Consider the following 23,059-nt stretch of genomic DNA (forward strand, 5'->3'; position numbering starts at 1 on the left):
TTGAAATTGACGCCGGGTTCAATATACGGTTCGTGCGGTGTGGTTCGCAGGTCGTGGCCCGAGTCGGGTCGACCGCACCCCCGCTGATCGCCGACAGCCGTCTTACCGTCAGGAGCCAGGATGTCCCTGTTCGACACCTCCGAACGTGCCGAGAAGTATCGGGCGGATCTGCTCGACTTCATGGATTCGCATGTCTACCCGGCCGAGGCCGTGTACGACCAGCAGATGCGGGAGTCCGGGGATCCGCATTTCCATCCGCCGATCTTGGAGGAGCTCAAGGCCGAGGCTCGGCGGCGCGGGCTGTGGAATCTGTTTCATCCGCATCCGGAGTGGGGGCCGGGGCTGACCAATCTGGAGTACGCGCCGCTGGCCGAGATCATGGGGCGCAGCTTCATTGCGCCGGAGGCGTGTAACTGCAATGCGCCCGACACCGGCAATATGGAGGTGCTGACGCTCTTCGGTACCGAGGAGCACAAGGAGAAGTACCTGAAGCCGCTGCTCGAGGGCACGATCAGGTCGGCGTTCGCGATGACCGAGCCGCGGGTGGCCAGCTCCGACGCCACCAATGTCGAGTTGTCGATGGTGCGCGACGGGGACGGCTACGTGCTCAACGGCCGGAAGTGGTTCGCCTCCAACGCGATGCACAAGAACTGCAAGGTGCTGATCGTGATGGGCAAGACCGATCCGGACGCGGCACCGCATCGTCAGCAGTCGATGATGGTGGTTCCGATCGACGCGCCGGGTGTCACTGTGATGCGCAACCTGCCGGTCTTCGGGTATCAGGACCGGGAAGGCCACGCCGAAATCGATTTCGACAACGTCCGGGTGCCGGCCAAGGACGTGCTCAAGGGGGAGGGCGAGGGCTTCGCGATCAGCCAGGCTCGCCTCGGCCCCGGCCGCATCCATCACTGCATGCGTTCGATCGGCATGGCCGAGCGTGCCTTGGAGCTGATGTGCACGCGGGCGCGTTCGCGCACGACGTTCGGCAAGCCGATCAGCGACAACGCCAATATCCAGGACTGGATCGCCGAATCGCGGATCGACATCGAGATGATCCGGCTGCTCACCCTCAAAGCCGCCTATCTGATGGACACCGTCGGCAACAAGGAGGCGCGCACCGAGATCGCGGCCATCAAGGTCGCCGCGCCGAATATCGCGCTGAAGGTGGTGGATCGGGCGATTCAGGTGCACGGCGGTGGCGGCGTCACCGATGACTTCCCGCTCGCCATGGCGTGGGCGCATCTGCGCACCCTGCGTCTGGCCGACGGCCCGGACGAGGTGCACAAGCGCGCCATCGCCCGCCAGGAACTCGGCAAGTACCGTACGGCCGACCTCGCCGCGCACAACGGGCAGCAGGTGAAGGCATGACCGGCATCGACCTGAGCGGCCGCACGGCCATCGTCACCGGCGCCTCGCGTGGCATCGGGCTCGCCGCGGCGCAGGCCATCGCTGCCGCGGGCGGCAATGTCGTGCTGACGTCGCGGTCGCAGGAATCCGCGGACGCGGCGGCGAAAGAGGTGGGCGGCAACGCACTGGGCGTCGGCGCGCACGCGGTCGACGAGGACGCCGCGCGCCGCTGCATCGACCTGACCCTCGAAAAGTTCGGCAGCGTTGACATTCTCGTCAACAATGCCGGCACCAACCCGGCCTACGGTCCGGTGATCGACCAGGACCACGCCCGGTTCCAGAAGACCTTCGACGTGAACCTGTGGGCGCCGATCCTGTGGACGTCGCTGGCCACCCGCGCCTGGATGAGGGAGCACGGCGGCGCGGTGGTCAACACCGCCTCCATCGGCGGGATGGGGTTCGAGGCCAACCTCGGGCTCTACAACGCGAGCAAGGCCGCGCTGATCCATCTGACCAAGCAGATGGCGCTGGAGCTGTCGCCGCGGATCCGGGTCAACGCGGTCGCGCCGGGTGTGGTGCGCACCAAGCTGGCCGCGGCGCTGTGGCAGGAGCACGAGCAGCTGCTCAACGAGGCGACGGCGCTCAACCGGATCGGCGAGCCCGGCGATATCGGTTCGGCGATCGCGTTCCTGGTCTCCGATGCCGCGAGCTGGGTGACCGGGGAGACGATGGTGATCGACGGCGGGCAGCGACTCGGTGACGCCAGCCAGTTCCGTAAGGGCCCGGTCGCCGATGGGTGAGAACCTCGCGGTGGACCCGGTCGCGATCGCCGGATGGCTCGACGCACTCGGCCTCGAATTCGATGGCCCGCTGCGTTTCACCCGGATCGGTCTCGGCCAGTCCAATCTCACCTACCTGCTCACCGATGCCGCCGACCGGCGCTGGGTGTTGCGGCGCCCGCCGGTGGGGCACCTGCTGGCCTCGGCGCACGACGTCGTCCGTGAGGCCCGCATCATCGCTGCCCTGGAAGACACCGCGGTGCCCGCGCCGCGCATCCTTGGCGTCAGCACCGATAGCGCGGTGTCCGAAGTCCCGCTGGTGCTGATGGAGTTCGTCGACGGGCTGGTGATCGACACCATGGATGTCGCGCGGTCGCTCACACCGCAGCGGCGGGGCGAGATCGCCCTGTCGCTACCGCGCACGCTGGCGAAGATCCATGCCGTCGACATCGAAGCGGTCGGGCTCGCGGATCTGGCCAGTCACAAGCCGTACGCGCAACGTCAGCTCAAGCGCTGGGCCGGGCAGTGGGAGCAATCCAAGACGCGCGAGCTTCCCGAGCTCGACGACCTCACGCGCAGGCTCGTAGCCGCAGTGCCCGACCAACACGAGATCACCCTCGTGCACGGCGATTTCCATCTCCGCAACATCATCGCCGACCCCGGATCCGGCGAACTGAAAGCCGCATTGGACTGGGAACTGTCCACGCTCGGTGAGCCACTCGCCGATATGGGCAGTCTGCTGGCCTACTGGCCCGAACCCGGCGAGGAAGCCCTCGGCGGCGATTTCCCCGCCTCCACTCTGCCGGGATTCCCGACCCGCGCGGAACTGGCGCAGGTGTATCTGACCGAAACCGGTCGCGATCCGGCCGCTTTGCAGTACTGGCACGTGCTGGGCCTGTGGAAGCTGGCGGTGATCGCCGAAGGCGTGATGCGTCGCGCGATGGACGAACCCCAGAACCGGGCCGCGGCCGGCACCCCGACCGTCGAGCGGATCGATGCGGTGGTGCAGAAGGCCACCGAAGTCGCCGACGCCGCCGGACTCTGACGACATCTTCAGGAGAACGACATGACTCAGGAAACCAGAACCGCCATCGTCACCGGCGCCGCCCGCGGCATCGGCGCGGCCGTGGCCAAGCGGCTCGCCGCCGACGGAATGGCCGTCGCCGTGCTCGATCTCGATGCGTCCGCCTGCGCAGGCACCGTCGACGCGATCACCGCGGCCGGTGGGCGCGCGCTCGCCGTCGGGGCCGATGTCGCCGGCGAAGCCGCGGTCACCAGGGCCGTCGAGCAGATCACCGACGCGCTCGGCGCGCCGACCGTGCTGGTCAACAATGCCGGCATCATCCGCGACAACCTGCTGTTCAAGATGACCGTCGACGACTGGGACGCGGTGATGAACGTGCATCTGCGCGGTGCGTTCCTGATGACGCGCGCGGTGCAGCAGCACATGGTGGAAGCCGGTTTCGGCCGCATCGTCAATCTGTCGAGCACCTCCGCGCTGGGCAATCGCGGCCAGGCCAACTACTCGGCCGCCAAGGCGGGCATGCAGGGCCTGACCAAAACCCTCGCCATCGAACTCGGCAAGTTCGGCGTGACCGCGAACGCCATCGCGCCCGGCTTCATCGAAACCGAGATGACCGCCGCCACCGCCGCCCGCGTCGGCATGCCCTTCGATGACTTCAAAAAGGCGATGGCCCAGCAGATTCCGGTGCAGCGCACCGGAACGCCCGACGATATCGCGCACACCGCCTCGTTCCTGGTGAGTCCGGGCGCGGGCTTCGTGTCCGGGCAGGTCATCTACGTCGCCGGCGGGCCGACGGACTGATCCGCCGGCCAGGACAAGGACGACGATATGACGATCGATACCGCGATCGCCGCCGATCTCGACGCGCGCATCGCTGAACTGCTCGCGACCAACGATCCCGCGGCGACCGACGCCCGCGAATTCCTCGGCGCCCGTTTCGACGACGGCCTGGCCTGGGTGCATTTCCCCGTCGGTAACGGTGGCCTCGGACTGCCGCAGATCTATCAGGCTCATGTCGATGCCGCGCTCGCCGCCGCCGGAGCGCCCGGCCCCGCGGTCGAGCGCAACGGGATCGGCCTCGGCATGGCCGCCCCGACGATCGCCGCCTTCGGCACGCCGGAACAGCAGCGAAAGTTCTTGCGGCCGTTGTTCACCGGCGAACACATCTACTGTCAGCTGTTCAGCGAACCCGGTGCGGGCTCGGACCTGGCCGCGGTGGCCACCCGCGCGGCCCGGGACGGCGCCGACTGGGTGGTGGACGGACAAAAGGTGTGGACCTCCGGCGCGCAGAACGCGCACATGGCCATCCTGGTCGCGCGCACCGACCCCACGGTGCCCAAACACGCCGGGCTGACCTACTTCCTGTGCGAGATGAGCGATCCCGGCATCGAGATCCGCCCGTTGCGCCAGATCACCGGTGAGGCCGAGTTCAACGAGGTCTTCCTGTCCGGTGTCCGCATCCCCGACGAGAACCGCCTCGGCGGCGAGGGCCAAGGCTGGCGGGTCGCCACCACCACGCTCAACAACGAGCGGGTCGCCATCGGATCCGGCGCACCACGCGAAGGCGGCATGATCGGCACGGTGGTGCGGGCCTGGCGGGAACAGCCGCAATTGCGCGATCCGGCCATGCACGACGAGCTGCTGCGACTGTGGGTGGACGCCGAAGTCGCCCGGCTGACCGGGGAACGGCTGCGTCAGCAGCTGGCCTCCGGGCAACCGGGACCCGAGGGCTCGGCGATGAAACTGGCCTTCGCCAGGCTGGCCCAGCGCATCTCCGGCTTTGCCATCGAACTGCACGGCGAAGCGGGATTGCGCTACGACGACTGGACGTTGCGCAGGCCGGAACGGGTCGATTTCACCGGCCGCGGACCGGGCTACCGCTATCTGCGCGCCAAGGGCAACTCGATCGAGGGCGGCACCTCGGAGATCCTGCGCAATGTGATCGCCGAGCGGGTGCTCGGCCTGCCGCCGGAACAACGCGTCGACAAGACCGTCGCCTGGAAGGACCTGGCCCGATGAGCACCGCGGATCTGCTGTATTCCGACACCGAGCAGGCGCTGCGCGACAGCGTGCGGCGACTGCTGGCCGACCGCTGCCCGCCCGAGGCGGTGATGAGCGTGTACGATTCGGCGCCAACGGATTTCGCGCCGGTGTGGAAGACGATCGCCGCCGATCTCGGCGTCGCCGGGCTGCTGGTACCCGAGGAACTCGGTGGTGCGGGCGCCACGGCGCGGGAAGCGGCGGTGGTGCTGGAGGAGATCGGCCGCGCCGTGGCGCCGGTGCCGTTCCTGTCGAGTGCGGTGCTCGCGACGGTGGCGCTGCTGCGGGCCGGTGACACCGAGACGGTGCGTGAGCTCGCCGAGGGCAACCGCACCGCGGCGCTCGTGGTGCCGCTGTCGGCCGTGCCGCATGCGGCCGTCACCGGGGTACTGGCCACCGACGGCGGATTGACCGGCACGGTCACCAGTGTGGCGGGTGCGCTCGACGCGGATCTGCTCGTCGTACCGGCGACGGGGCCGCGGGGGCTGGAGCTGCACGTCGTCGAGCGGCGGGTCCGGGGTGTGACGGTGACGCCGGTGCCGGCGCTGGATATGACCAGGCCGCTGGCCGATATCTCCTTCGGTGCCACACCATCGACGCGGGTGAGCGCCGAAGCCGCCGACGCCGTCGCCGAAGCCCTGCGCTGCGGCGCGGCCCTGCTGGCCTCCGAGCAGTACGGGGTCGCGCGCTGGTGCTTCGACACCACGCTGGCCTACGTCAAGGAGCGCAAGCAGTTCGGCCGGGTCATCGGCTCCTACCAGGCGATCAAGCATCGGCTGGCCGAGTTGTGGCTGGAACTGGGGTCGGCGGCCTCGGCGGCCCGCTATGCCGCCGACACCTATGCCCGCGGTGACGATGACGCCGAGATCGCCTCCGCGCTCGCCCAGTCCTATTGCGGCGACGTCGCCGTGCACGCCGCCGAGGAATGCGTGCAACTACATGGCGGCATCGGGATGACCTGGGAATATCCGGCGCACCTGTATCTGAAGCGCGCCAAGAGTGCACAACTGGCGTTCGGCACCGGCTACCGGCATCGGGCCCGGCTCGCCGAACTCATCGATCTGCCGGTGACGGCGGATCCGACCACAAGGAGTTGACGGTGAAAGCATGGCGAGTCGACGAACTCGGCGAACCGCGCGATGTGCTGCGCCTCGAGGAGGTCGCCGACCCGGTGGCCGGCCCGGGACAGCTGCTGGTGCGGGTGCTGGCCGCGCCGGCGAACTTTCCGGACGTGCTGCTGTGCCGGGGCAAATACCAGATCACCCCGCCGCTGCCGTTCACCCCTGGCGTGGAGCTGTGTGGTGAGGTGGTGGCGGTCGGCGCGGGCGTCACCCGGTTTGCGGTGGGCGACCGCGTGATCGGCAACCCGAATCTGCCCGACGGTGCGTTCGCCGAGCTGACCGTTGTCGACGAGGCCAATGCCTTCCCGGCACCGGCCGCCCTCGACGACGCCGAGGCCTCTGCCTTGAGCATCGGCTACCAGACCAGCTGGTTCGCCCTGCATCGGCGCACCACCCTGCAGCCGGGGGAGACGCTGCTGGTGCATGCCGCCGCGGGCGGCGTCGGCAGCGCGGCGGTGCAACTCGGTAAGGCGGCCGGTGCCACGGTGATCGGTGTCGTCGGCGGTGCGGACAAGGCCGAGTACTGCCGCGAGCTGGGCGCCGACCTGGTGATCGACCGGCAGACCGAGGACTTCCTGCCGATCGTCAAGGAATTCACCGGCGGCCGCGGCGTCGACGTCGTCTACGACCCGGTGGGCGGTGAGGCCTACGCCAAATCCACCAAATGCATTGCCTTCGAAGGCCGCATCCTGGTGATCGGTTTCGCCGGCGGCACCATCCCGCAGCCCGCACTCAACCACGCGCTGATCAAGAACTACTCGATCATCGGATTGCACTGGGGCCTGTACAAGCAGTACAACACCCAAGCCATCCAGGACTGCCACGACGAGCTGACCCGGCTCGCCGCCTCCGGGGCGATCAAGCCGCTGGTCAGTGAGCGGCTCGCGCTCGCCGACGTGGCCGACGGGCTCGGCCGCCTCGGTGAGGGCAGCACCGCCGGGCGAATCGTGTTCCAGCCATGACGGCCACCGCACTCGACCCGCGCCAGGCGATCCTGGTCGATTTCGGCGGCGTCCTGACCACCAGCGTGCTCGAGGCGTTCCGCGCGTTCGGCGCCTCGCTCGGGCACCCGGATCTGCCGATCACCCTGCTCGGCACCGACCCGCAGTCGCGCACGCTGCTGGCCGACCACGAGTCCGGACGCATCGACGCCGACACCTTCGAAGCCGGTTTCGCCGAACGGCTGCGGGCCCACGGCGCCGAGGTCGACGCGGCCGGATTGAGCGGGCGAATGCAAGGCGGACTGCGTCCGGACGAGGACAGCATCGCGCTGATCCGGCGGTTGCGCGACGCCGGTGTTCCGGTGGCACTGGTGTCCAATGCCTTCGGCCGCGATTGTTATGCCGGATTCGATCTGTCCGAGCTTGCCGATGTCGTCGTGATCTCCTCGGAGGTCGGCGTGCGTAAGCCGTCGCGGCGGATCTACCAGATCGCCTGTGACGAGTTGGGTGTGCGGCCGGATCAGTCGGTGATGATCGATGATCTACGGCAGAACCTCGACGGTGCCGCGCGGCTCGGCATCGCCGGAGTGTTGCATACCACCGCTGCCGATACCGGTCGCCAGCTTGCCGAGCGGCATGGTATCGGCACCTGATATCGCCGGGCGCGGGCCCGCCGACCGGCTGTCGAGTCCGGTCGGCGGGCCCGTCGGTGCTCACATCCCCAGTGATTTGCGACGATAGTGCCGTGTCGCACTCGGTGAATTCGCGAGCCGGTAAACAAGCACCGGCATTGACTCCACGCGGAGAGCGGACTCGGACGAAACTGGTCGACGCCGCCGAACTGGTGTTCGCGCGCCTCGGCTTCGTCGAAACCCGGGTGGCCGACATCGTCGCCGAAGCCGGCGTCGCGCACGGCACCTTCTACGTGTATTTCGACTCCAAAGAAGCGATCTTCCACGCGGTCGTGCTGAACCTGATCACCGATATGCGCGACAAGGTCCGCGCGCGCATGGGCACCCAGCCGGAGACCGCTGTCGAAGCCATCGAGTCGGCTGTGCGCGCCTACGTGCAGGCCTTCCGTGATCATCAGCGCCTGATGCTGCTGTGGGGTGAGGTCGCCGGCCTGAATCCGGAGATCGGCAGGCTCGCACAGACCGAGATCGATCTGTTCATCGATCGTGCCGAATCCATGATCATCCGGTTGCAGGACAATCGTCTCGCCGCCCGCGATATCGACGCCCGCTACGCCGCGACCGCCTTGTGCGGGATGGTGCGCGAATTCTGCATCCAACAGGCGAAACTCGGCACCGATATCGACGCCGACGCGGCCGCGGCCACCCTCTCGACGCTCTGGGTGCGCGGTATCGGGGTGGTCCACGGCGCGCCGCCGGTATAAACCGGGGAGCTACTGGCGCAGCGATTCCCGGTCGATGGCCCGTTTGAGAATCTTGCCGGTGGCACCCTTGGGCAGGGCGTCGGTGAATCGGATGATGCGCGGAATCTTGTAGGCCGACAGCCGCTCCCGGCTCCAGTGCGAGACACCCTCGGCATCCAGGCCCGAGTCGGGTGCGGTGACGATGACGGCGGCGACCTCCTCGCCGTAATGGTCGTCCGGCACGCCGACCACTGCGGCTTCGACGATCTCGGGGTGCTCGTACAGGACCTCCTCGACCTCGCCCGGATAGACGTTGTAGCCGCCCCGGATGATCAGGTCCTTGACCCGGTCGACGATGCGCAGATCGCCGTCGGCGTCGAATTCGCCCAGGTCGCCGGTGCGGAACCAGCCGTCGGGGGACAGGACATCGGCGGTGGCCTCGGGCCTGCGCCAGTAGCCCTTCATCACCGTCTCACCGCGCACGAACACCTCCCCGACCTCGCCGGGCGGGCACGGCGCCCCGTCGTGGTCGCGGACCTCGACGCGGGTGCGCTCGACCGCGCGGCCGGTGTAGCCGATCTTGGCGCCGCGGTCGAGATCGTTGAAGGTGCCGAAGGCGGTGGTCTCGGTGAGGCCGTAGCCCTCGAGAATCGTGCACCCGAACGTCTTCTGGAACTCGCGCGCGACCTCACCGGGTAGCGACGCACCGCCGGAGATGGCGACGCGCAACTGGACGAAATCGGCCGGGTCGGCGGAATCGGCGGCGCGCAGCATGGCGTTCCACATCGTCGGTACACCGGCCATGATGGTCAACCGGTCCCGGCGCAGCATTTCCAGCATGGCGACGGGGTCGAAACGCGCCAGCAGCGACAGCGATCCGCCGGCGGTGAAACACGACATCATGACCGCGGCCTGGCCGAACACATGGAACAGCGGCAGCCCGGTGCCGGTGCGGTCGGCGGCGGTGCCGCGGCTGCTCGCAGCGCCGATCTCGCCGCCGGCCAGCAGGTTCCCGACCGTCAGCTGTGCGCCCTTGGGGCGTCCGGTGGTGCCCGAGGTGTAGAGGATGGCCGCAGTATCGGTGCGGTCGCGGTCGGCGCATTCGACGGGTTCGGCGGCCACCTGCGCGCCGGCGGGCAGCGACCAGAACGGTGTCCCGGTGTGGTCGGCGGCCTCGGTGACCGCAGGCCCGAGCTCATGCCAGGCGATGGCGAGCGCGCAGTCGGCGTCGGTGAGGAAGTAGTCGACCTCGGCGCGGGTCGACATGGTGTTCACCGGCACCACCACACACCCGGCCGCCTGAATTCCCAAGTACGCCACCACGAATTCGGGTACCGACGGCGCGGCGAGCAGGACCCGGTCACCCGGGCGCAGGCCGGCGGCGACGAGTGCGCCGCCGTACCGCGTGGCGAGCCGGTGCAGCTGGCGATAGGTCCATTCGCCGCGCTCACTGCGCAGCGCGACACTGTCGGGCGCGGTCTCGGCGTGGGTGCGAACGGGATCGCAGACGTTGGCCATGGGTGATCCTTCGATGGCAAGAGGGGAGCGAGAGCACACCGAGCGTATCTGAAGCTGACGTCAGGTTTATTGGTTTTGTGTGATTGACATTACTTCCGGCCTCCGCCACACTGATCGCACCAACTTGAACTTGGTGTCAACTTCTACTTCCGTCAGGTCGATGACCGGGCGCTCCAGCCCGAGGAGTACACGCATGACCGCACCCCCCGTAGAACCCGCAGGCCAGGCCGCCGAGGCGGCCGCCGACGATGTGCACCGCCGGCGCGCCCATCGCAAACTGCTCACCGCCGGCCTGGTCGGCAGCTCGATCGAGTGGTACGACTTCTTCCTCTACGGAACCGCCGCCGCCCTGGTCTTCCCGGACGTCTTCTTCCCCGATAGCTCCGCGCTGATGGGCACCTTGCTCTCATTCAGTACGTTCTGGGCGGGCTTCGTGGCCCGGCCGATCGGCGGTGTGCTGGCCGGCCATTTCGGTGACAAGTACGGCCGCAAACCCGCCGTGGTGGCCTGTCTGCTCGGCATGGGCCTGGCCACTTTCCTCATCGGCTGTCTGCCCGGCGCGCACGCGATCGGTGTCGTCGCGCCGATCCTGCTGGTGACGCTGCGGTTCCTGCAGGGCATGGCCTGCGGCGGGCAGTGGGGCGGAATTGTGCTGCTGCTCACCGAATCCGCGAGTCCGAAGCGCCGCGGGTTCGCCGGCACCTTCGGCCAGATGGGTGTGCCGCTCGGGGTGATCCTCGGCAACCTGGTGTTCCTCATCGCCGCCGAGGCGATCTCCGAGGAGGCCTTCCTGAGCTGGGGCTGGCGGGTGCCGTTCTTCTGTAGCGCACTGTTGTTCCCGGTGGTGCTCTACATCCAGACCAAGGTCGAGGACACCCCCGAATTCCGGGACCTGCAAAAGGAAGTGGCCGACAAACGCGCCACCGCGGTCGCCCAGGCCCCGCTGGCCGAGGCGATCCGGCTGCACTGGCGCAAGATCCTGCTCGGCTGCGGCTTGCTGGCCGCCACCAATACCGCCTTCTACATCAGCATCGCCGGCGTGCTCAGCTACGGAACCCAGGAATTGGGTATGAAGCACAACGACATCCTGTCGATTTCGCTGGTCGTGTCCCTGCTCGGCGGCGGCGTCATCCTGTGGTCGGGTGCGCTCTCGGATCGGGTCGGCCGCAGACCGTTGATCCTGATCGGCGGTATCGGGCTGGCGGTGTGGGCGTTTCCGTACTTCTGGCTGGTCGACACCGCGAAACTGCCGATGTTCTTCATCGCTGTTGCCGTCGGCACGCTGTTCCAATCGATGACCTACGGTCCGCTGGCGGCGTTCATGGGCGAGCTGTTCGAACCACGACTGCGCTACTCGGGTGCGTCGCTGGCCTATCAGTTGGCCGCGATCACCGTCAGCGGCGGCACGCCGTTCATCATGACCGCGCTGATCGCCAATACCGGCTCCACCGTGCTGGTTTCGGTATATCTGGCCGCGATGGGCCTGGTGACCGTCTTCAGCGCCTGGATCCTGCGCGAGACCAACCCCGCCGCCGTGCGCGCCGACCCCGCCGCCGTCCCGGGCGAGCAGTTCTACCGCTGATCGCCCGCGGTGGCGAATCCGGCTGTGTGACAACAAGAGAGGACAACAACCGGTAATGAGACAAGCAGTGATCGTGTCGACGGCGCGCACGCCGATCGGCAAGGCCTATCGAGGCGCGTTCAGCGATACCTCGGGCCAGCGGTTGGCCGCCCACGCGATCGAACATGCGGTGCGCCGCGCCGGAATCGAGGGCGCGGAGATCGATGACGTCGTGCTCGGCTGCGCGTTGCAGCAGGGTTCGACCGGCAACAATGTCGCCCGCCAGGCGGCGCTGCGGGCCGGTCTACCCGACGCGGTGTCCGGGATGACCATCGACCGGCAGTGCTCATCGGGGCTGATGGCGATCGCCACCGCGGCCAAACAGATCGTCGCCGACGGCATGCGGATCACGGTCGGCGGCGGTGTCGAATCGATCTCGCTGGTGCAGAACGACCACGCCAACACCTATCGCGCCACCGACCCCTGGCTGAACGAGCATGTGCCGTCGATCTATATGCCGATGCTGCACACCGCCGAGATCGTCGCCGAACGCTACGGCGTGACCCGCGAGCGTCAGGACGAGTTCGCGCTGCTGTCCCAGCAGCGCACCGCCGCGGCGCAGCAGGCCGGTCGCTTCGACGACGAGATCGTCGCGCTGCCCTCGGTCGTCCGCGGCGCCGACCCCGAGACCGGCGAGGTCGTCGAGCGACAGGTGAGCTTGGCCGAGGACGAGGGCAACCGGCCCGGTACCACGCTCGACACCCTGGCCGGCCTGCGGCCCGTGCTGCCGGACGGCCGGATCACCCAGGTGTCGACCGTGACCGCGGGCAATGCGTCGCAACTCTCCGACGGCGCGTCGGCGTCGGTGCTGATGGAGGCCGGTGAGGCCGAACGGCGCGGGCTGACCCCACTGGGGATCTACCGCGGCATCGCGGTGGCCGGTCGTGCGCCCGACGAGATGGGCATCGGGCCGGTGTTCGCCATCCCGAAGCTGCTCGACACCCACGGTCTCACCATCGACGACATCGGGCTGTGGGAGCTCAACGAGGCGTTCGCCTCCCAGGCGGTGTACTGCCGGGACAAGCTCGGGATCGATCCGGAGCGGCTCAACGTCAACGGTGGTGGCATTTCCATCGGGCACCCGTACGGGATGACCGGTGCGCGGCTGGTCGGGCACGCGCTGATCGAAGGCCGGCGACGCGGGGTCCGATACGTCGTGATCACCATGTGCGTCGGCGGCGGCATGGGCGCGGCCGGGCTGTTCGAGGTGGTCTGACGCCAGTGCGTCGACGCGCCAGCGACATCTGCGCAGGCCATCGAAATTAGAACTGATGTCAATATTGAAACTGTAGGAGAATCAGCATGGTCGATACGACCGTCCTTCCGGTTCGGCCGAAGAGCTACGCCGAACTCACCGAACTGATCGGCCGCGAACTCGGCCCGACCGACTGGCACGAGGTGACCCAGCAGCGGGTCGACGCCTTCGCCGACGCCACCGGCGATCACCAGTGGATCCACGTCGATCCCGAACGCGCCGCGGCGAGCCCGCTCGGCGGCACCATCGCGCACGGGCTCTACAGCCTGTCGCTGGGACCGGCGCTGTCGTACACGTTGCTGGCCTTCGACGGATTCACCCACAGCCTGAACTACGGCTACAACAAGGTCCGTTTCCCGGGCCCGGTTCCGGTGGGATCGCGAATCCGCATGCGCGCCACCATCGTTTCCGCCGAGCAGGTCGCGGGCGGCATCCAGATCGTCATGCGCCAGGTCGTGGAACGCGAGGGCAGTGACAAGCCCGTGGTCGTGGCCGAATCGGTCGCTCGCGTCGTCGAATAACCGCCCACCCGAACAGAATCCCACCGAAAGAGGAATCTCCATGAAGGTACGCAAACTCGCGGTATCGACGGCTGCCGGCCTGGCCGCGCTGACGCTGTGTTCGGCCACCGCCACCGCTGAGCCGTTGAGTGTGGACATCGCACCGAAGGTCAACTACACCGCCTATCAGGACGGTAAGACGGCGGTGATCACCGTCGATGCCGGCCAACTCGTCATCGATGACGGCAAATTCCAGATCCGCGCCGACGACGGCTCGGTGCTGGCCGGTGTGCCGCTCGAATTCAACGTCAACAATGTGGCCTTCCCCATCGACGCCGAGATCGACGGGCACACCGCGCGGCTCACCCCATCGCTGGACCCGGCCCGCGCGGTGGAGAAGCCGGTCGCCCTGCCGTTCCAGGAGCACGCGCCGTGGAAGACACCCTACGACCGTGAGGTCGCGGCCTTCTCCCGGATGGCGGGCACCATCACCATGGCCGGTGTGGCAGGCGGTGTCGTCGGCGCGGTCGGTGCCGGCGTCATCGGCTGCCTCGTCGGCGGTGTCACCCTGGCCGCCGCGACCAGCCCGGTGGCCATGATGTTCGGTGCCGGACCGATCGCCGGTTGCCTCATCGGTGCGGGCGCGCTCGCGCCGATCGGCGCCGTCGCCGGAGCGCTGATCGTCGGCGCGCCGGTGATGACGGCCGCGGTGATCCAGTACTTCACCACGATCAACGAGCCGTTCCCGGCGCCGGTGAAGTAACCGCGCTGCCGGATTGTTCGAGCGCCCTACGGCAGTCGGCCGTAGGGCGCTCGCTCATGTCCGGCTCGGCGAGCCGGACGGCGATGGGTCCTGGTGATGCCGGGCTGGGTGAGCGCATACGGTGACGGGTATGTCGATCTCACCCGATGACGTCTACCGTCGAGCCGCGCGGACGATCGCGCACGGGCAGCGCCTGGAAGTGAACGCGCTGATCGACCAATTGCATGTCTCGCGGGCCACGCTGTTCCGCAAGGCGGGCAACCGCGAACAGATCCTCGGCGAGGCGATCTGGCGGATAGCCGACCACAGCTTCGGTGCCGCGAGCGCTCGGTGGCGGCGGGCCTACGGCGGTGCGGTCCGCGACGGGTCCGGGACGTTGCGATCGGTCCGCATCATCACCGATCACGGTGCCGCGATCGCGGCGGACCGCGGTATGCGGCGACTGCTGGACGAGGAACCGAAGGTGGCGATGCGGGTGCTGACCGACCCGTACGGCGCGGTACAGCCCCGCACGATCGCGCGGGTGCAGCAGCTGATCGCCGACGACGTGCGCGAGGCCGGTCTCGAGCCGGCGGTCGAACTCGACGATCTGGCCTATGCCGTTGTGCGGCTGGGGGAATCGATGTTGTACGCCGATCTCCTGGCCGGGCGCCGGCCGAATATCGACAACGCCAACACCCTGGTCGCCGCACTCATCACCGGCGTGCTGGCTGCGCGCTGAGCAGGTTTCGCCGGCACGCCGAAGAGGCTGCCACGAACACGTGACAGCCTCTCGGCCCCGGGACGGGTGGTCTGTTCGGTTGGTCAGGACCCGCAGTTACCTTGTGCGGGCCTGCCGTTCAAGCGTTCGCCGAGCCAATCCACGGCGTCGTCGCCGCCGATCATGACCGCGCCCGCATGATCGGCCAGCGGGTAGGCATGCCATTCGACGGTATTGCCGCCCGCGCACCAGTCGGCGCGCAATTGCTCGCCGAGACCGTAGGACACGACCTGATCGGTGGTTCCGTGGAAGAGGTAGAGCGGGAAAGCAGTGCGAACGCTGCCCAGACGGTCCTCGCCGAGCCGTTGCCGCCACTGCGGATCGTCGAGTGGGTTGCGTGCGAGTGCCTCGTTCAGCGAATGGCCCTCGCCGGCGCGCACATTGTCCAGGACGCAGCCACCGCGCAGCTGCTGCACGAGGTCACGGCCCTGGGCGGTCAGATACGAGTCCAGATCGAGTTCGGGATAGGCCGCGTCGTGGCCGATCGCGACCATGAGCGAGGCCGCTGGATTCCCGTCGCTGCCGTTCTTGTCGAGTGCGTCTTTCAGCACATCGGCGGGAACGCCGCCGCTGGCCGCGGCCTTCACCTGGAGCTCCGGTGCGTACTCACCGGCGAGTTCGGCCGCCCAGGCGCTGGCCTGGCCACCCTGGGAGTAGCCCATGATCCCGACCGGCGAGGCCGGGCTCACCCCCGCCTGCCGCAGCTCGGGCAGGCGCTGGGCGGCGCGGGCGGCATCGAGGACGGCGGTGCCTTCGGAGCGGCCGACGAGATACGGGTGGTCGCCGGGAGTGCCCAGGCCGGGGTAGTCGGTGACGGCCACGGCCCAGCCGCGCATCAGCAGCTCACCGACCGACATGCCCTCGAGATTCTTGCCCTGGATGAACGTAGCCGATGGCGCGCACTGATCGCCCATACCGACGGTGCCGACAGCGTAGGTCACCAACGGCCGGGTTCCGGTCTTGCCGTCCTCGGGCACGATCACGGTGCCGGACACGACGCTCGGCTGGCCCAGGGCGTCGGTCGAGTGGTAGAAGATCTTCCACGCCTTGGTCGGGGTCGGCAGGCCCGGCACCACCTTGAAGGAATAGGGCTCCGCGCTGATCACGTCACCGGGTGCGCCGGCTGGGGCGGTGGGGGCGGTGGCGCCGGGTTGCTCCTCGGCGCCGGCCGGGCCTAGCCCGGTGAAAGTGCTCGCTGCCAGCGTGACAGCGATGGTGAGCAGTGCCAGCCGGCCGGCGAATGCGGGCCGCGCTCGGCGGCGGGTGTGGTTCATGGGTTCTCCTGGATGTCCTGGGCGAGAACGGGGTTCGGCACGACACGCGCGACTTTCCGATCTCTGCGCCCAGATGACTGGTTGATGTCGGCGCCACAGTCATGAAACATCGCTCACAAGTGATTCACAATACTTGACTTTGTTGGTTCGGTTAAAGTATTGGGCGCGCCTCGGAATGTGAAGCCTTGACCTGCTGAACAGGGCGCTATAGCTTTATTGAAGCTGACGTCAGATTCAATGAAATCGCCGGTCCGGCGGCGTCCGACTGGCGTGAGAACACATCACGGCGGGCTATCCCGGCATCGTCTTCGAACAAAGGAACCTCAGTGAAGGTCAACGCAAAGACCGCCATCGTGACCGGCGCCGGGCGCGGGATCGGCGCCGCGCTCTGCGCTCGGCTGGTGCAGGCCGGCGCCCGGGTCGTCGTCGCGGATCTCGATGAAGCCGCCGCCGGCGACGTGGCGGATGCGCTATGTGCCGAACGGCCGGATGCCGCGGTCGCGGTGGCGGGAGACGTCGCCGATGAAAGCTATCTGCGCGAGCTGATCGCGACGGCCGAGGACCGCTTCGGACCGGTGCAGCTGTTCTTCGCCAATGCCGGAATCCCCGGTCGTCCAGGCCTCGGCGACGACGACGGCTGGACTCGCGCCTTCGATGTGCACGTCCTGGCGCATGTGCGGGCGGCGCGGATGTTGGTCGACGGCTGGGTCGAGCGCGGCGAGGGCTACTTCGTCTCGACCGCGTCGGCCGCGGGTCTGCTGACCCAGATCGGGGCCGCCGACTATTCGGTCACCAAGCACGCCGCGGTGGCCTTCGCCGAATGGCTCAGCGTGACCTACGGCGGCCAGGGCGTTCGGGTGAGCTGCCTGTGCCCGATGGGAGTGGACACCGCGATGTTGCAGGCCGGCACGGAATCCGATGATCGCTGGGGTGCCGCCGCCGCGCGTGCCGTCACCGCGGCGGGTGCGGTGCTGAGCCCCGACGACGTCGCCGGCGAGGTGCTCGCCGCCGTCGAGGACGAACGCTTCCTGATCCTGCCGCACGCTCAGGTCGCTGAGATGCATCGGCAGAAGGTCACCGACTACGACAGGTGGTTGCGCGGCATGCGCCGCTACCAGGCCTCACTGCTCGCCGTCGAGTGAGGCACCGGATGTCCACGGGGCAGCCGTGCGCACCGGAACCGAAGCGGCGCAGGGCGATTCTGGTCGATTTCGGCGGCGTCCTCACCACCAGTGTGCTCGCCGGCTTCCGGGCGTTCGGTGCGCGCATCAGCGTCGATCCGGATCTGCCGGTCCGCTTGATCATCGGCGATCCGGTGGTTCGCGGATGCTTCGCGGCCTTCGAGGCGGGGCAGTGCGGCGATCAGCACTTCGAGCGGGTGCTGGCCGCGGCGCTGGCCCGGCACGGCGGCCGCGTCGAAGCCGAGGGTCTCCTGCGCGACATTCGCGCCGAAATCGCACCCGACGCCGAGATGATCGAGCTGGTCGCCGGTCTGCGCGCGGCGGGCCATCCGGTGGCATTGGTGTCGAACTCGATGGGACACGGCTGTTTCGACGGGTACGACCTCGCCACCCTGGTCGATGTGACGGTCGTATCCACCGAGGTCGGTCTGCGCAAACCGAGCCGCGAGATCTTCCGGCTGGCCTGCCGCGAACTCGGAGTCGAACCCGCCGACGCACTGCTCATCGATGACCTGCCGCACAATATCGCCGGTGCCGAGCGCGCCGGGATCGACGGCATCCTGCACGGCAGCGCGCACCGCACCGCCGAGGAGCTCGCGACTCGCTACGGCATCTTCCCGCTCCTGCCGCCCTCCCCGCCGACGGCGAACTGGTGCTGGCGCCGCTCGGGCATGAGTTCCTGGCTTCGCTGATCGCGCCACCGTGATCGGCACGCGGCCATATTGATCGGGAGCCGGGTGCGCTCGGCCGTGACGGCTCACCGCACCGTACCCGCCGCGGGAGTCGGCCGGAACTCAGTCGGCCGGGTCGGCCAGCAGCCCGTTGTCGCGCGCGATCTTCTCGATCTGCTCGGGCGTGCCGCCCATGATCGTGCGCACGTGTTCGGTGACCAGCTCGATGGGCCAGTTCCACCAGGCCGCGCGCAGCAGCCGGTCGATGTCGTCGTCGGAGAAGCGCTTCTTGACCGGCCGGGCCGGGTTGCCGCCGACGATGGTGTACGGGGCGACATCGCCGGTGACGACGGCACCGGTGGCGATGATCGCGCCGTCGCCGATGCGCACACCCGGCATCACCAAGCTGTTGTAACCGAACCAGACATCATTGCCGACGACGGTGTCGCCGCGGCTGGGGATCGAGGTGATGATGTCCATGGTCTCCTCGGCCCAGGTGCCGCCGAAGATGGTGAACGGAAACGTGGACACGCCATGGGTCGGATGGTTGGCGCCGGCCATGATGAACCGGGTGTTCGTCGCAATGGCGCAGTAGCGGCCGATGATCAGCTTCTCCGGGCCGTACGGGTAGAGCACGTTGTTCGTTTCGAACTCGGTGGGGGCGTGCGGATCGTCGAAATAGGTGTAGTCACCGACTTCGATGCGATCGGAGGTGATGTGCGGTGCGAGGAAAACCGTGCGGTCGGTATGTGGCAGCGGAAACCGGGCCGCGGGATCAGGAATGGTCGACACCCGGTCGAGCCTAGTTCCGGGCTACCCCGCCGGGCGAGCCACGCATCCGACGGCTACTGGAGTTCTCTGAAGAGGCCAGAGATCAGCAACTGGATATGGAATGCAGGTCCAGTTACCGGCGATGCTGGTGCGATGGTGCGTCGGCTGGTCGCGTTGTACGCGGGATTGTGGTTGTACGGGTTCTCCATGGCCGTGATGGTGCGGGCGGGGCTCGGTCTGGACCCGTGGGATGTCTTTCACCAGGGCGTGGCCGAGCACGTGCCGCTGAGCTTCGGGATGGTGACCGCACTGACGGGTGTGGCGGTCCTGCTCGCGTGGATTCCGTTGCGGCAGCGGCCCGGACTGGGCACGGTGAGCAATGTCGTGGTGATCGCGGTGGCGGTCGATGTGGGCCTGTGGCTGCTGCCGGCCTGGCAGCCGTTGCCCGTGCGAGTGGGCGCGATGATCGCCGCGGTGGTGCTGAACGCGGTGGCGACGGTGTTCTACATCGGCGCAGGCATGGGTCCTGGCCCGCGCGACGGCCTGATGACAGGCCTGGTGCGGCGCACCGGACTGTCGGTGCGCGCCGTGCGCACCACCATCGAGGTGACCGTCCTGGCCACCGGATGGCTGCTCGGCGGCTCGGTCGGCATCGGCACTGTGGTCTACGCGTTCGGTATCGGCCCGCTGATCCAACTGCTGATCCCGGTGGCGAATCGCTGGCTGCCGGGATTCCAGGAAGTGCCCGCTCGGCCACCGCAACCGGTGCCCGCGACCGCGTAATGGGTTGTGCCCCCACGACGTTTGCCCAACGCCTACGATGTGCGCACGGGAGATCTCCGTCGATGGGAGAGCGTGATGAACGACAGTGCGAGCGTGGTGGATCCGAACACCCCCAGTATCGCGCGGGTGTACGACTACCTGCTCGGCGGGAAGGACAACTATCCCGTCGACCAGGAGATCGGCGACCACTTCAAGATCAATCTGCCGGGTTCGGTGTCCATCGCCTTCGGTAACCGGCAGGCCCTGGTCCGTGCGGTGCGCGATATCGCCTGCAGTGGGGTCAAGCAATTCATCGACCTGGGCAGCGGACTCCCGACCGCCGACAATGTGCACCAGATCGCGGCCCGCTACACCGAGGGCGCCAAGGTGGTCTACGTCGACAACGACCCCATCGTGCTCGCACACGGCCGCGCCCTGCTGGCCACCGACGAGAACACCACCGTGGTGCAGGCGGATGTGCGTGAGCCCGAGCGTATTCGCGACAGCGCCGAGGTGGCGCGGCTGATCGATTTCGACGAACCGGTCGCGATGGTGTTCAGCGCGATCCTGCACCACCTCAACGACGATGAAGACCCCAACGGTGTGGTGAACTACTGGCGCGACCAGATCCCCTCCGGTAGCCAGGTTTTCATCTCGCATTTCCGCTCCGGAGGCAATGCCGAGACCGAGGCCGCGGAGCAGAAGTTGCAGTCGACGTTCGGCCGGGGACGCTGGCGCACCGACGACGAGATCCGCGCGCTGTTCGGCGATCTCGAGATTCTGGAACCGGGTATCGTGCCCGCGGTGCTGTGGCGCCCGGATGCCCCGGACGCCGCCGACCCCGCGGTCTCCACCATCGGCACGCCGGAAAGGGAACTGACCGTATGGGATCAGCTGATCGTCGCGGGCCTGGCCCGCAAACCCTGAGGGACTTAAGCCACATCTTCGCGCGGCGCGCCGACTCGGCACTTGTCCGAGCGGCGTGTCTGCGCCGATCATGATCACGTGTTGATTTCAGATGGGGTGATTGGGCTGCGGCCGATCACGGTGGCCGATGCGCAGTCGCATCTGGCGGGGGAGGACGTGGAGTCGGCCCGATGGCGTGACGGTGGGCAGGGCACGCTCGCCGCCGTGACCGAACACTTCCAGCGTTGTGTGGCCGAATGGGAGGCCGACGGCCCGAGTAAAACCTTCGCGATCGTGGGTCTGGATGACGGCGTGCTGGTGGGGACGCTCGACATCCAGATCGATCAGGAATATCTGGCCGCCCGGCAGGCGAACGTGGCCTACGGCATCTACCCGCAGTTCCGGCGCCGCGGCCTGGCCGCCCGCGCCGTGGTGCTGGCGTGCCGCTATATCGCCGCCCACGATCTGGCCGACGAGGCCGTGCTGCGGATCGATCCGGCCAACAAGGCGTCGGTGGCGGTGGCGCACCGGGTCGGCTTCGCCTATCACCACACCACCGACGATCCCGACGAGGGCACGCTCGACTGGTTCTTGCAGGCGGTCTGAGCTTCGAGGCGTTGCTTCAGCCAGGTGTGGTGCTCGAGTCCGGCCCGATCAGGGCCCGGATCGCCTCCGCCCAATAGCGCAAGGTGCGCGTCTCGGCATGGCCGGTGGTGCGCAGCGGATGGGCGGCGGCCACACCGCGCAGCATGGCGATGGTGAGGTCGCGGATGGCGGGGTAGCGGGGGTGGGCGGTGATCTCGGGCCCGAACAGGGTGTCGATCACCCGGTGCAGGTCGCGTCCGGCGCGGCGTTCGGACTCCCGCAGGACGGTCGCGAGGCCGGCGTCGGTACGCGCGGCCGCCCAGAGTTCCTGTTCGGCCTGGGCCGCGGGCCGGGTCAGCGTGTCCAGCAGCGCGGTCAGGGTGCGTTCGATGGGGTCGGCGGCGGCGCCGATGGCGTCGGCGGCCTGATGAGCGGCCCGTTCGTTGAGCTCGACCACATGCTCGACCAGCGCGGCGGTGAGCGCGTCGAGGGTGGGGAAGTGATGCAGCAGGGCGCCGCGGCTCAGCCCGGCCGCATGCTGTACCGCCAGCGTCGACCAGCCCGCGTAGCCGCGTTCGACCAGCAGGTCGGTCGCGGCGTCCAGGATGCGTGCGCGGGTGGCGGCGCGCTGTTGCTCGCGGGTGGGCATCGCGGTATCCCCTCGGTGCGGTGGTCCCGACCAGAATTTCACGGTCACTATTGACTGTCAACCCGGTCGTGGGTCAGGCTGCTCGGTAGCGGCGAACCGTCCTCGCCGGCGCCGACGATCGGTGGCCCGGCATCCGGGGCACCGCCTTGCGAAAGGAAAAGCATTGTCCGACAAGCAATCCCATTCCGGAACCCGGCCCGCGGCGTGGTACGAGAACTGGACCGAAGGGCCGGAATCGCCGTGGCAGGGCCGGCCCGAACCTGCCGACGAACACGAGTATCCGACGCTGACCTACCAGCGCGACGGGCGCATCGCCCGCCTCACGTTCAACCGGCCCGAGAAGGGCAACACGATCACCCCCGACACCCCGCGCGATCTGGCCGACGCGGTCGAGCGCGCGGATCTGGATCCGCGGGTGCACGTCATCCTGCTGTCGGGCCGCGGTAAGGGCTTCTGCGGCGGCTACGACCTGGACATGTTCGCCGAAAAGGGGTTCACGCCGACCGGTGGGCCCGATGAGGTGTCCGGGACCGTGGTGGATCCGCTGGTCAACGCGGTCAACCACAACCCGTGGGGCACCTGGGATCCGATGATCGACTACGCGATGATGAGCCGGTTCAACCGTGGCTTCGCCAGCCTCATGCAGGCCAACAAGCCGACGGTGGCCAAACTGCACGGTTTCGCCATCGCGGGCGGCACCGATATCGCCCTGTATGCCGATCAGATCATCTGCGCCGACGACACCAAGATCGGCTACCCGCCCACCCGCACCTGGGGCATTCCCGCCGGCGGCATGTGGGCGCACCGGCTCGGCGACCAGCGCGCCAAGCGGTTGCTGTTCACCGGCGACTGTCTCAGCGGCAAACAGGCCGAGGAGTGGGGTCTCGCGGTGGAATCGTGCCCGGCCGACGAACTCGACGAACGCACCGAAGCGCTGGTGGCGCGAATCGCGCGGATGCCGGTCAACCAGCTGATGATGGCCAAACTCGCCCTGAACTCGGCGCTCTACAACCAGGGCGTGGCCAACTCCGGGATGATCAGCACGGTCTTCGACGGAATCTCCCGGCACACCCGCGAGGGGTACGCCTTCCAGTTGCGCGCGGCCACCGTCGGTTTCCGGGAGGCGGTGCGTGAACGCGACGAGCCGTACGGCGATTACAAGCGGGCGCAGTTCGAGCGCTGAACCGGAACCGGCGGCCGCGATTCCGGGAGCGAT

At 68.2% G+C, this 23,059-nt stretch carries 24 protein-coding genes; 20 read left to right on the forward strand and 4 right to left on the reverse strand.

Annotated features, from left to right (window positions below; all coding sequences use genetic code 11):
* The first annotated feature begins 120 nt into the window (after positions 1 to 120).
* The 9 genes from NOCYR_RS11540 to NOCYR_RS11580 all read left to right on the forward strand — a co-directional run bounded on the left by NOCYR_RS11540 (position 121) and on the right by NOCYR_RS11580 (position 8,648).
* Positions 121 to 1,368 carry an acyl-CoA dehydrogenase family protein gene (locus NOCYR_RS11540; RefSeq protein ID WP_014350545.1) on the forward strand — a complete coding sequence of 416 codons (1,248 nt, stop codon included), beginning with the start codon at positions 121 to 123 and terminating at the stop codon, positions 1,366 to 1,368.
* Positions 1,365 to 2,147 carry an SDR family oxidoreductase gene (locus NOCYR_RS11545; protein WP_014350546.1) on the forward strand — a complete coding sequence of 261 codons (783 nt, stop codon included), beginning with the start codon at positions 1,365 to 1,367 and terminating at the stop codon, positions 2,145 to 2,147. Before NOCYR_RS11540 ends, NOCYR_RS11545 begins: the two co-directional genes overlap by 4 nt.
* Positions 2,140 to 3,171 carry a phosphotransferase family protein gene (locus tag NOCYR_RS11550; protein ID WP_014350547.1) on the forward strand — a complete coding sequence of 344 codons (1,032 nt, stop codon included), beginning with the start codon at positions 2,140 to 2,142 and terminating at the stop codon, positions 3,169 to 3,171. The genes NOCYR_RS11545 and NOCYR_RS11550 overlap by 8 nt, the downstream gene beginning before the upstream one ends.
* A 21-nt stretch (positions 3,172 to 3,192) precedes the next feature.
* A complete protein-coding gene (fabG, locus tag NOCYR_RS11555) occupies positions 3,193 to 3,951 on the forward strand; it encodes a 3-oxoacyl-ACP reductase FabG (protein ID WP_014350548.1) in 759 nt (252 codons plus the stop codon).
* A 27-nt stretch (positions 3,952 to 3,978) separates the two neighbouring features.
* A complete protein-coding gene (locus NOCYR_RS11560; RefSeq protein WP_014350549.1) occupies positions 3,979 to 5,169 on the forward strand; it encodes an acyl-CoA dehydrogenase family protein in 1,191 nt (396 codons plus the stop codon).
* Positions 5,166 to 6,287: an acyl-CoA dehydrogenase family protein gene (locus tag NOCYR_RS11565; RefSeq protein ID WP_014350550.1), complete on the forward strand. Its 1,122-nt coding sequence runs from the start codon at positions 5,166 to 5,168 to the stop codon at positions 6,285 to 6,287. The genes NOCYR_RS11560 and NOCYR_RS11565 overlap by 4 nt, the downstream gene beginning before the upstream one ends.
* Before the next feature lie 2 nt (positions 6,288 to 6,289).
* Positions 6,290 to 7,273, forward strand: coding sequence for an NADPH:quinone oxidoreductase family protein (locus NOCYR_RS11570; RefSeq protein ID WP_048834103.1), 984 nt, complete (start codon positions 6,290 to 6,292; stop codon positions 7,271 to 7,273).
* Positions 7,270 to 7,905 (forward strand): HAD family hydrolase, encoded by a 636-nt coding sequence (locus NOCYR_RS11575; RefSeq protein WP_014350552.1) that lies wholly within the window; start codon positions 7,270 to 7,272, stop codon positions 7,903 to 7,905. The genes NOCYR_RS11570 and NOCYR_RS11575 overlap by 4 nt, the downstream gene beginning before the upstream one ends.
* 137 nt (positions 7,906 to 8,042) lie before the next feature.
* The gene (locus tag NOCYR_RS11580) at positions 8,043 to 8,648 is read left to right on the forward strand and encodes a TetR/AcrR family transcriptional regulator (RefSeq protein WP_014350553.1); all 606 of its coding nucleotides are present in this window, start codon (positions 8,043 to 8,045) and stop codon (positions 8,646 to 8,648) included.
* Positions 8,649 to 8,657: 9 nt separating this feature from the next.
* Here NOCYR_RS11580 and NOCYR_RS11585 read toward each other — a convergent pair whose 3' ends face one another.
* Complete coding sequence (locus NOCYR_RS11585; protein WP_014350554.1) at positions 8,658 to 10,145, reverse strand: AMP-binding protein; 1,488 nt, start codon at positions 10,143 to 10,145, stop codon at positions 8,658 to 8,660.
* Positions 10,146 to 10,338: 193 nt separating this feature from the next.
* Between NOCYR_RS11585 and NOCYR_RS11590 the strand changes: the two genes are divergently transcribed.
* The 5 genes from NOCYR_RS11590 (at position 10,339) to NOCYR_RS11610 (ending at position 15,005) form a co-directional block, all read left to right on the forward strand.
* Positions 10,339 to 11,727: an MFS transporter gene (locus tag NOCYR_RS11590; protein WP_014350555.1), complete on the forward strand. Its 1,389-nt coding sequence runs from the start codon at positions 10,339 to 10,341 to the stop codon at positions 11,725 to 11,727.
* A gap of 55 nt (positions 11,728 to 11,782) precedes the next feature.
* A complete protein-coding gene (locus NOCYR_RS11595; RefSeq protein ID WP_048833279.1) occupies positions 11,783 to 12,982 on the forward strand; it encodes an acetyl-CoA C-acyltransferase in 1,200 nt (399 codons plus the stop codon).
* 86 nt (positions 12,983 to 13,068) lie between these two features.
* Positions 13,069 to 13,542, forward strand: a complete 474-nt coding sequence (locus NOCYR_RS11600; RefSeq protein WP_014350557.1) for a MaoC family dehydratase — start codon at positions 13,069 to 13,071, stop codon at positions 13,540 to 13,542.
* 40 nt (positions 13,543 to 13,582) lie between these two features.
* Entirely contained in the window at positions 13,583 to 14,284 is a 702-nt protein-coding gene (locus NOCYR_RS11605; protein WP_014350558.1) for a hypothetical protein, read from the forward strand.
* A gap of 130 nt (positions 14,285 to 14,414) precedes the next feature.
* Positions 14,415 to 15,005 (forward strand): QsdR family transcriptional regulator, encoded by a 591-nt coding sequence (locus NOCYR_RS11610; RefSeq protein ID WP_014350559.1) that lies wholly within the window; start codon positions 14,415 to 14,417, stop codon positions 15,003 to 15,005.
* A gap of 83 nt (positions 15,006 to 15,088) precedes the next feature.
* On the opposite strand, the gene NOCYR_RS11615 is transcribed toward NOCYR_RS11610, so the two are convergent.
* The gene (locus NOCYR_RS11615; RefSeq protein ID WP_014350560.1) at positions 15,089 to 16,318 is read right to left on the reverse strand and encodes a lipase family protein; all 1,230 of its coding nucleotides are present in this window, start codon (positions 16,316 to 16,318) and stop codon (positions 15,089 to 15,091) included.
* A 326-nt stretch (positions 16,319 to 16,644) separates the two neighbouring features.
* On the opposite strand from NOCYR_RS11615, the gene NOCYR_RS11620 reads away from it, so the two are divergent.
* Both NOCYR_RS11620 and NOCYR_RS11625 read left to right on the forward strand, forming a co-directional pair.
* Positions 16,645 to 17,460 carry an SDR family oxidoreductase gene (locus NOCYR_RS11620; protein ID WP_014350561.1) on the forward strand — a complete coding sequence of 272 codons (816 nt, stop codon included), beginning with the start codon at positions 16,645 to 16,647 and terminating at the stop codon, positions 17,458 to 17,460.
* Positions 17,461 to 17,468: 8 nt separating this feature from the next.
* Positions 17,469 to 18,191: an HAD family hydrolase gene (locus tag NOCYR_RS11625; protein WP_014350562.1), complete on the forward strand. Its 723-nt coding sequence runs from the start codon at positions 17,469 to 17,471 to the stop codon at positions 18,189 to 18,191.
* Between the two features lie 102 nt (positions 18,192 to 18,293).
* On the opposite strand, the gene NOCYR_RS11630 is transcribed toward NOCYR_RS11625, so the two are convergent.
* Positions 18,294 to 18,962: a CatB-related O-acetyltransferase gene (locus NOCYR_RS11630; protein WP_014350563.1), complete on the reverse strand. Its 669-nt coding sequence runs from the start codon at positions 18,960 to 18,962 to the stop codon at positions 18,294 to 18,296.
* A gap of 132 nt (positions 18,963 to 19,094) precedes the next feature.
* Between NOCYR_RS11630 and NOCYR_RS11635 the strand changes: the two genes are divergently transcribed.
* The 3 genes from NOCYR_RS11635 to NOCYR_RS11645 all read left to right on the forward strand — a co-directional run bounded on the left by NOCYR_RS11635 (position 19,095) and on the right by NOCYR_RS11645 (position 21,215).
* The gene (locus NOCYR_RS11635; protein ID WP_014350564.1) at positions 19,095 to 19,724 is read left to right on the forward strand and encodes a YczE/YyaS/YitT family protein; all 630 of its coding nucleotides are present in this window, start codon (positions 19,095 to 19,097) and stop codon (positions 19,722 to 19,724) included.
* A gap of 75 nt (positions 19,725 to 19,799) precedes the next feature.
* Positions 19,800 to 20,630, forward strand: a complete 831-nt coding sequence (locus NOCYR_RS11640) for an SAM-dependent methyltransferase (protein ID WP_014350565.1) — start codon at positions 19,800 to 19,802, stop codon at positions 20,628 to 20,630.
* 78 nt (positions 20,631 to 20,708) lie between these two features.
* Positions 20,709 to 21,215: a GNAT family N-acetyltransferase gene (locus NOCYR_RS11645; protein ID WP_048834106.1), complete on the forward strand. Its 507-nt coding sequence runs from the start codon at positions 20,709 to 20,711 to the stop codon at positions 21,213 to 21,215.
* A 16-nt stretch (positions 21,216 to 21,231) separates the two neighbouring features.
* Here NOCYR_RS11645 and NOCYR_RS11650 read toward each other — a convergent pair whose 3' ends face one another.
* On the reverse strand, positions 21,232 to 21,843 hold the full coding sequence (locus tag NOCYR_RS11650; protein WP_014350567.1) for a TetR/AcrR family transcriptional regulator: 612 nt from the start codon (positions 21,841 to 21,843) through the stop codon (positions 21,232 to 21,234).
* A gap of 163 nt (positions 21,844 to 22,006) precedes the next feature.
* On the opposite strand from NOCYR_RS11650, the gene NOCYR_RS11655 reads away from it, so the two are divergent.
* Positions 22,007 to 23,026 carry a crotonase/enoyl-CoA hydratase family protein gene (locus tag NOCYR_RS11655; protein ID WP_014350568.1) on the forward strand — a complete coding sequence of 340 codons (1,020 nt, stop codon included), beginning with the start codon at positions 22,007 to 22,009 and terminating at the stop codon, positions 23,024 to 23,026.
* Positions 23,027 to 23,059 lie beyond the last annotated feature (33 nt).

Origin of the sequence: Nocardia cyriacigeorgica GUH-2, assembly GCF_000284035.1 — a bacterium.
GTDB classification, from domain to species: domain Bacteria; phylum Actinomycetota; class Actinomycetes; order Mycobacteriales; family Mycobacteriaceae; genus Nocardia; species Nocardia cyriacigeorgica_B.

Bases quoted from the DNA above. Each gene is read 5' to 3' on its own strand.
- NOCYR_RS11640 (WP_014350565.1), top strand. From the start codon at position 19,800: ATGAACGACAGTGCGAGCGTGGTGGATCCGAACACCCCCAGTATCGCG.
- NOCYR_RS11590 (WP_014350555.1), top strand. From the start codon at position 10,339: ATGACCGCACCCCCCGTAGAACCCGCAGGCCAGGCCGCCGAGGCGGCC.
- NOCYR_RS11565 (WP_014350550.1), top strand. From the start codon at position 5,166: ATGAGCACCGCGGATCTGCTGTATTCCGACACCGAGCAGGCGCTGCGC.
- NOCYR_RS11600 (WP_014350557.1), top strand. From the start codon at position 13,069: ATGGTCGATACGACCGTCCTTCCGGTTCGGCCGAAGAGCTACGCCGAA.
- NOCYR_RS11540 (WP_014350545.1), top strand. From the start codon at position 121: ATGTCCCTGTTCGACACCTCCGAACGTGCCGAGAAGTATCGGGCGGAT.
- fabG (WP_014350548.1), top strand. From the start codon at position 3,193: ATGACTCAGGAAACCAGAACCGCCATCGTCACCGGCGCCGCCCGCGGC.
- NOCYR_RS11625 (WP_014350562.1), top strand. From the start codon at position 17,469: ATGTCCACGGGGCAGCCGTGCGCACCGGAACCGAAGCGGCGCAGGGCG.
- NOCYR_RS11610 (WP_014350559.1), top strand. From the start codon at position 14,415: ATGTCGATCTCACCCGATGACGTCTACCGTCGAGCCGCGCGGACGATC.
- NOCYR_RS11545 (WP_014350546.1), top strand. From the start codon at position 1,365: ATGACCGGCATCGACCTGAGCGGCCGCACGGCCATCGTCACCGGCGCC.
- NOCYR_RS11585 (WP_014350554.1), bottom strand. From the start codon at position 10,145: ATGGCCAACGTCTGCGATCCCGTTCGCACCCACGCCGAGACCGCGCCC.
- NOCYR_RS11560 (WP_014350549.1), top strand. From the start codon at position 3,979: ATGACGATCGATACCGCGATCGCCGCCGATCTCGACGCGCGCATCGCT.
- NOCYR_RS11575 (WP_014350552.1), top strand. From the start codon at position 7,270: ATGACGGCCACCGCACTCGACCCGCGCCAGGCGATCCTGGTCGATTTC.
- NOCYR_RS11605 (WP_014350558.1), top strand. From the start codon at position 13,583: ATGAAGGTACGCAAACTCGCGGTATCGACGGCTGCCGGCCTGGCCGCG.
- NOCYR_RS11635 (WP_014350564.1), top strand. From the start codon at position 19,095: ATGGTGCGTCGGCTGGTCGCGTTGTACGCGGGATTGTGGTTGTACGGG.
- NOCYR_RS11650 (WP_014350567.1), bottom strand. From the start codon at position 21,843: ATGCCCACCCGCGAGCAACAGCGCGCCGCCACCCGCGCACGCATCCTG.
- NOCYR_RS11595 (WP_048833279.1), top strand. From the start codon at position 11,783: ATGAGACAAGCAGTGATCGTGTCGACGGCGCGCACGCCGATCGGCAAG.
- NOCYR_RS11550 (WP_014350547.1), top strand. From the start codon at position 2,140: ATGGGTGAGAACCTCGCGGTGGACCCGGTCGCGATCGCCGGATGGCTC.
- NOCYR_RS11615 (WP_014350560.1), bottom strand. From the start codon at position 16,318: ATGAACCACACCCGCCGCCGAGCGCGGCCCGCATTCGCCGGCCGGCTG.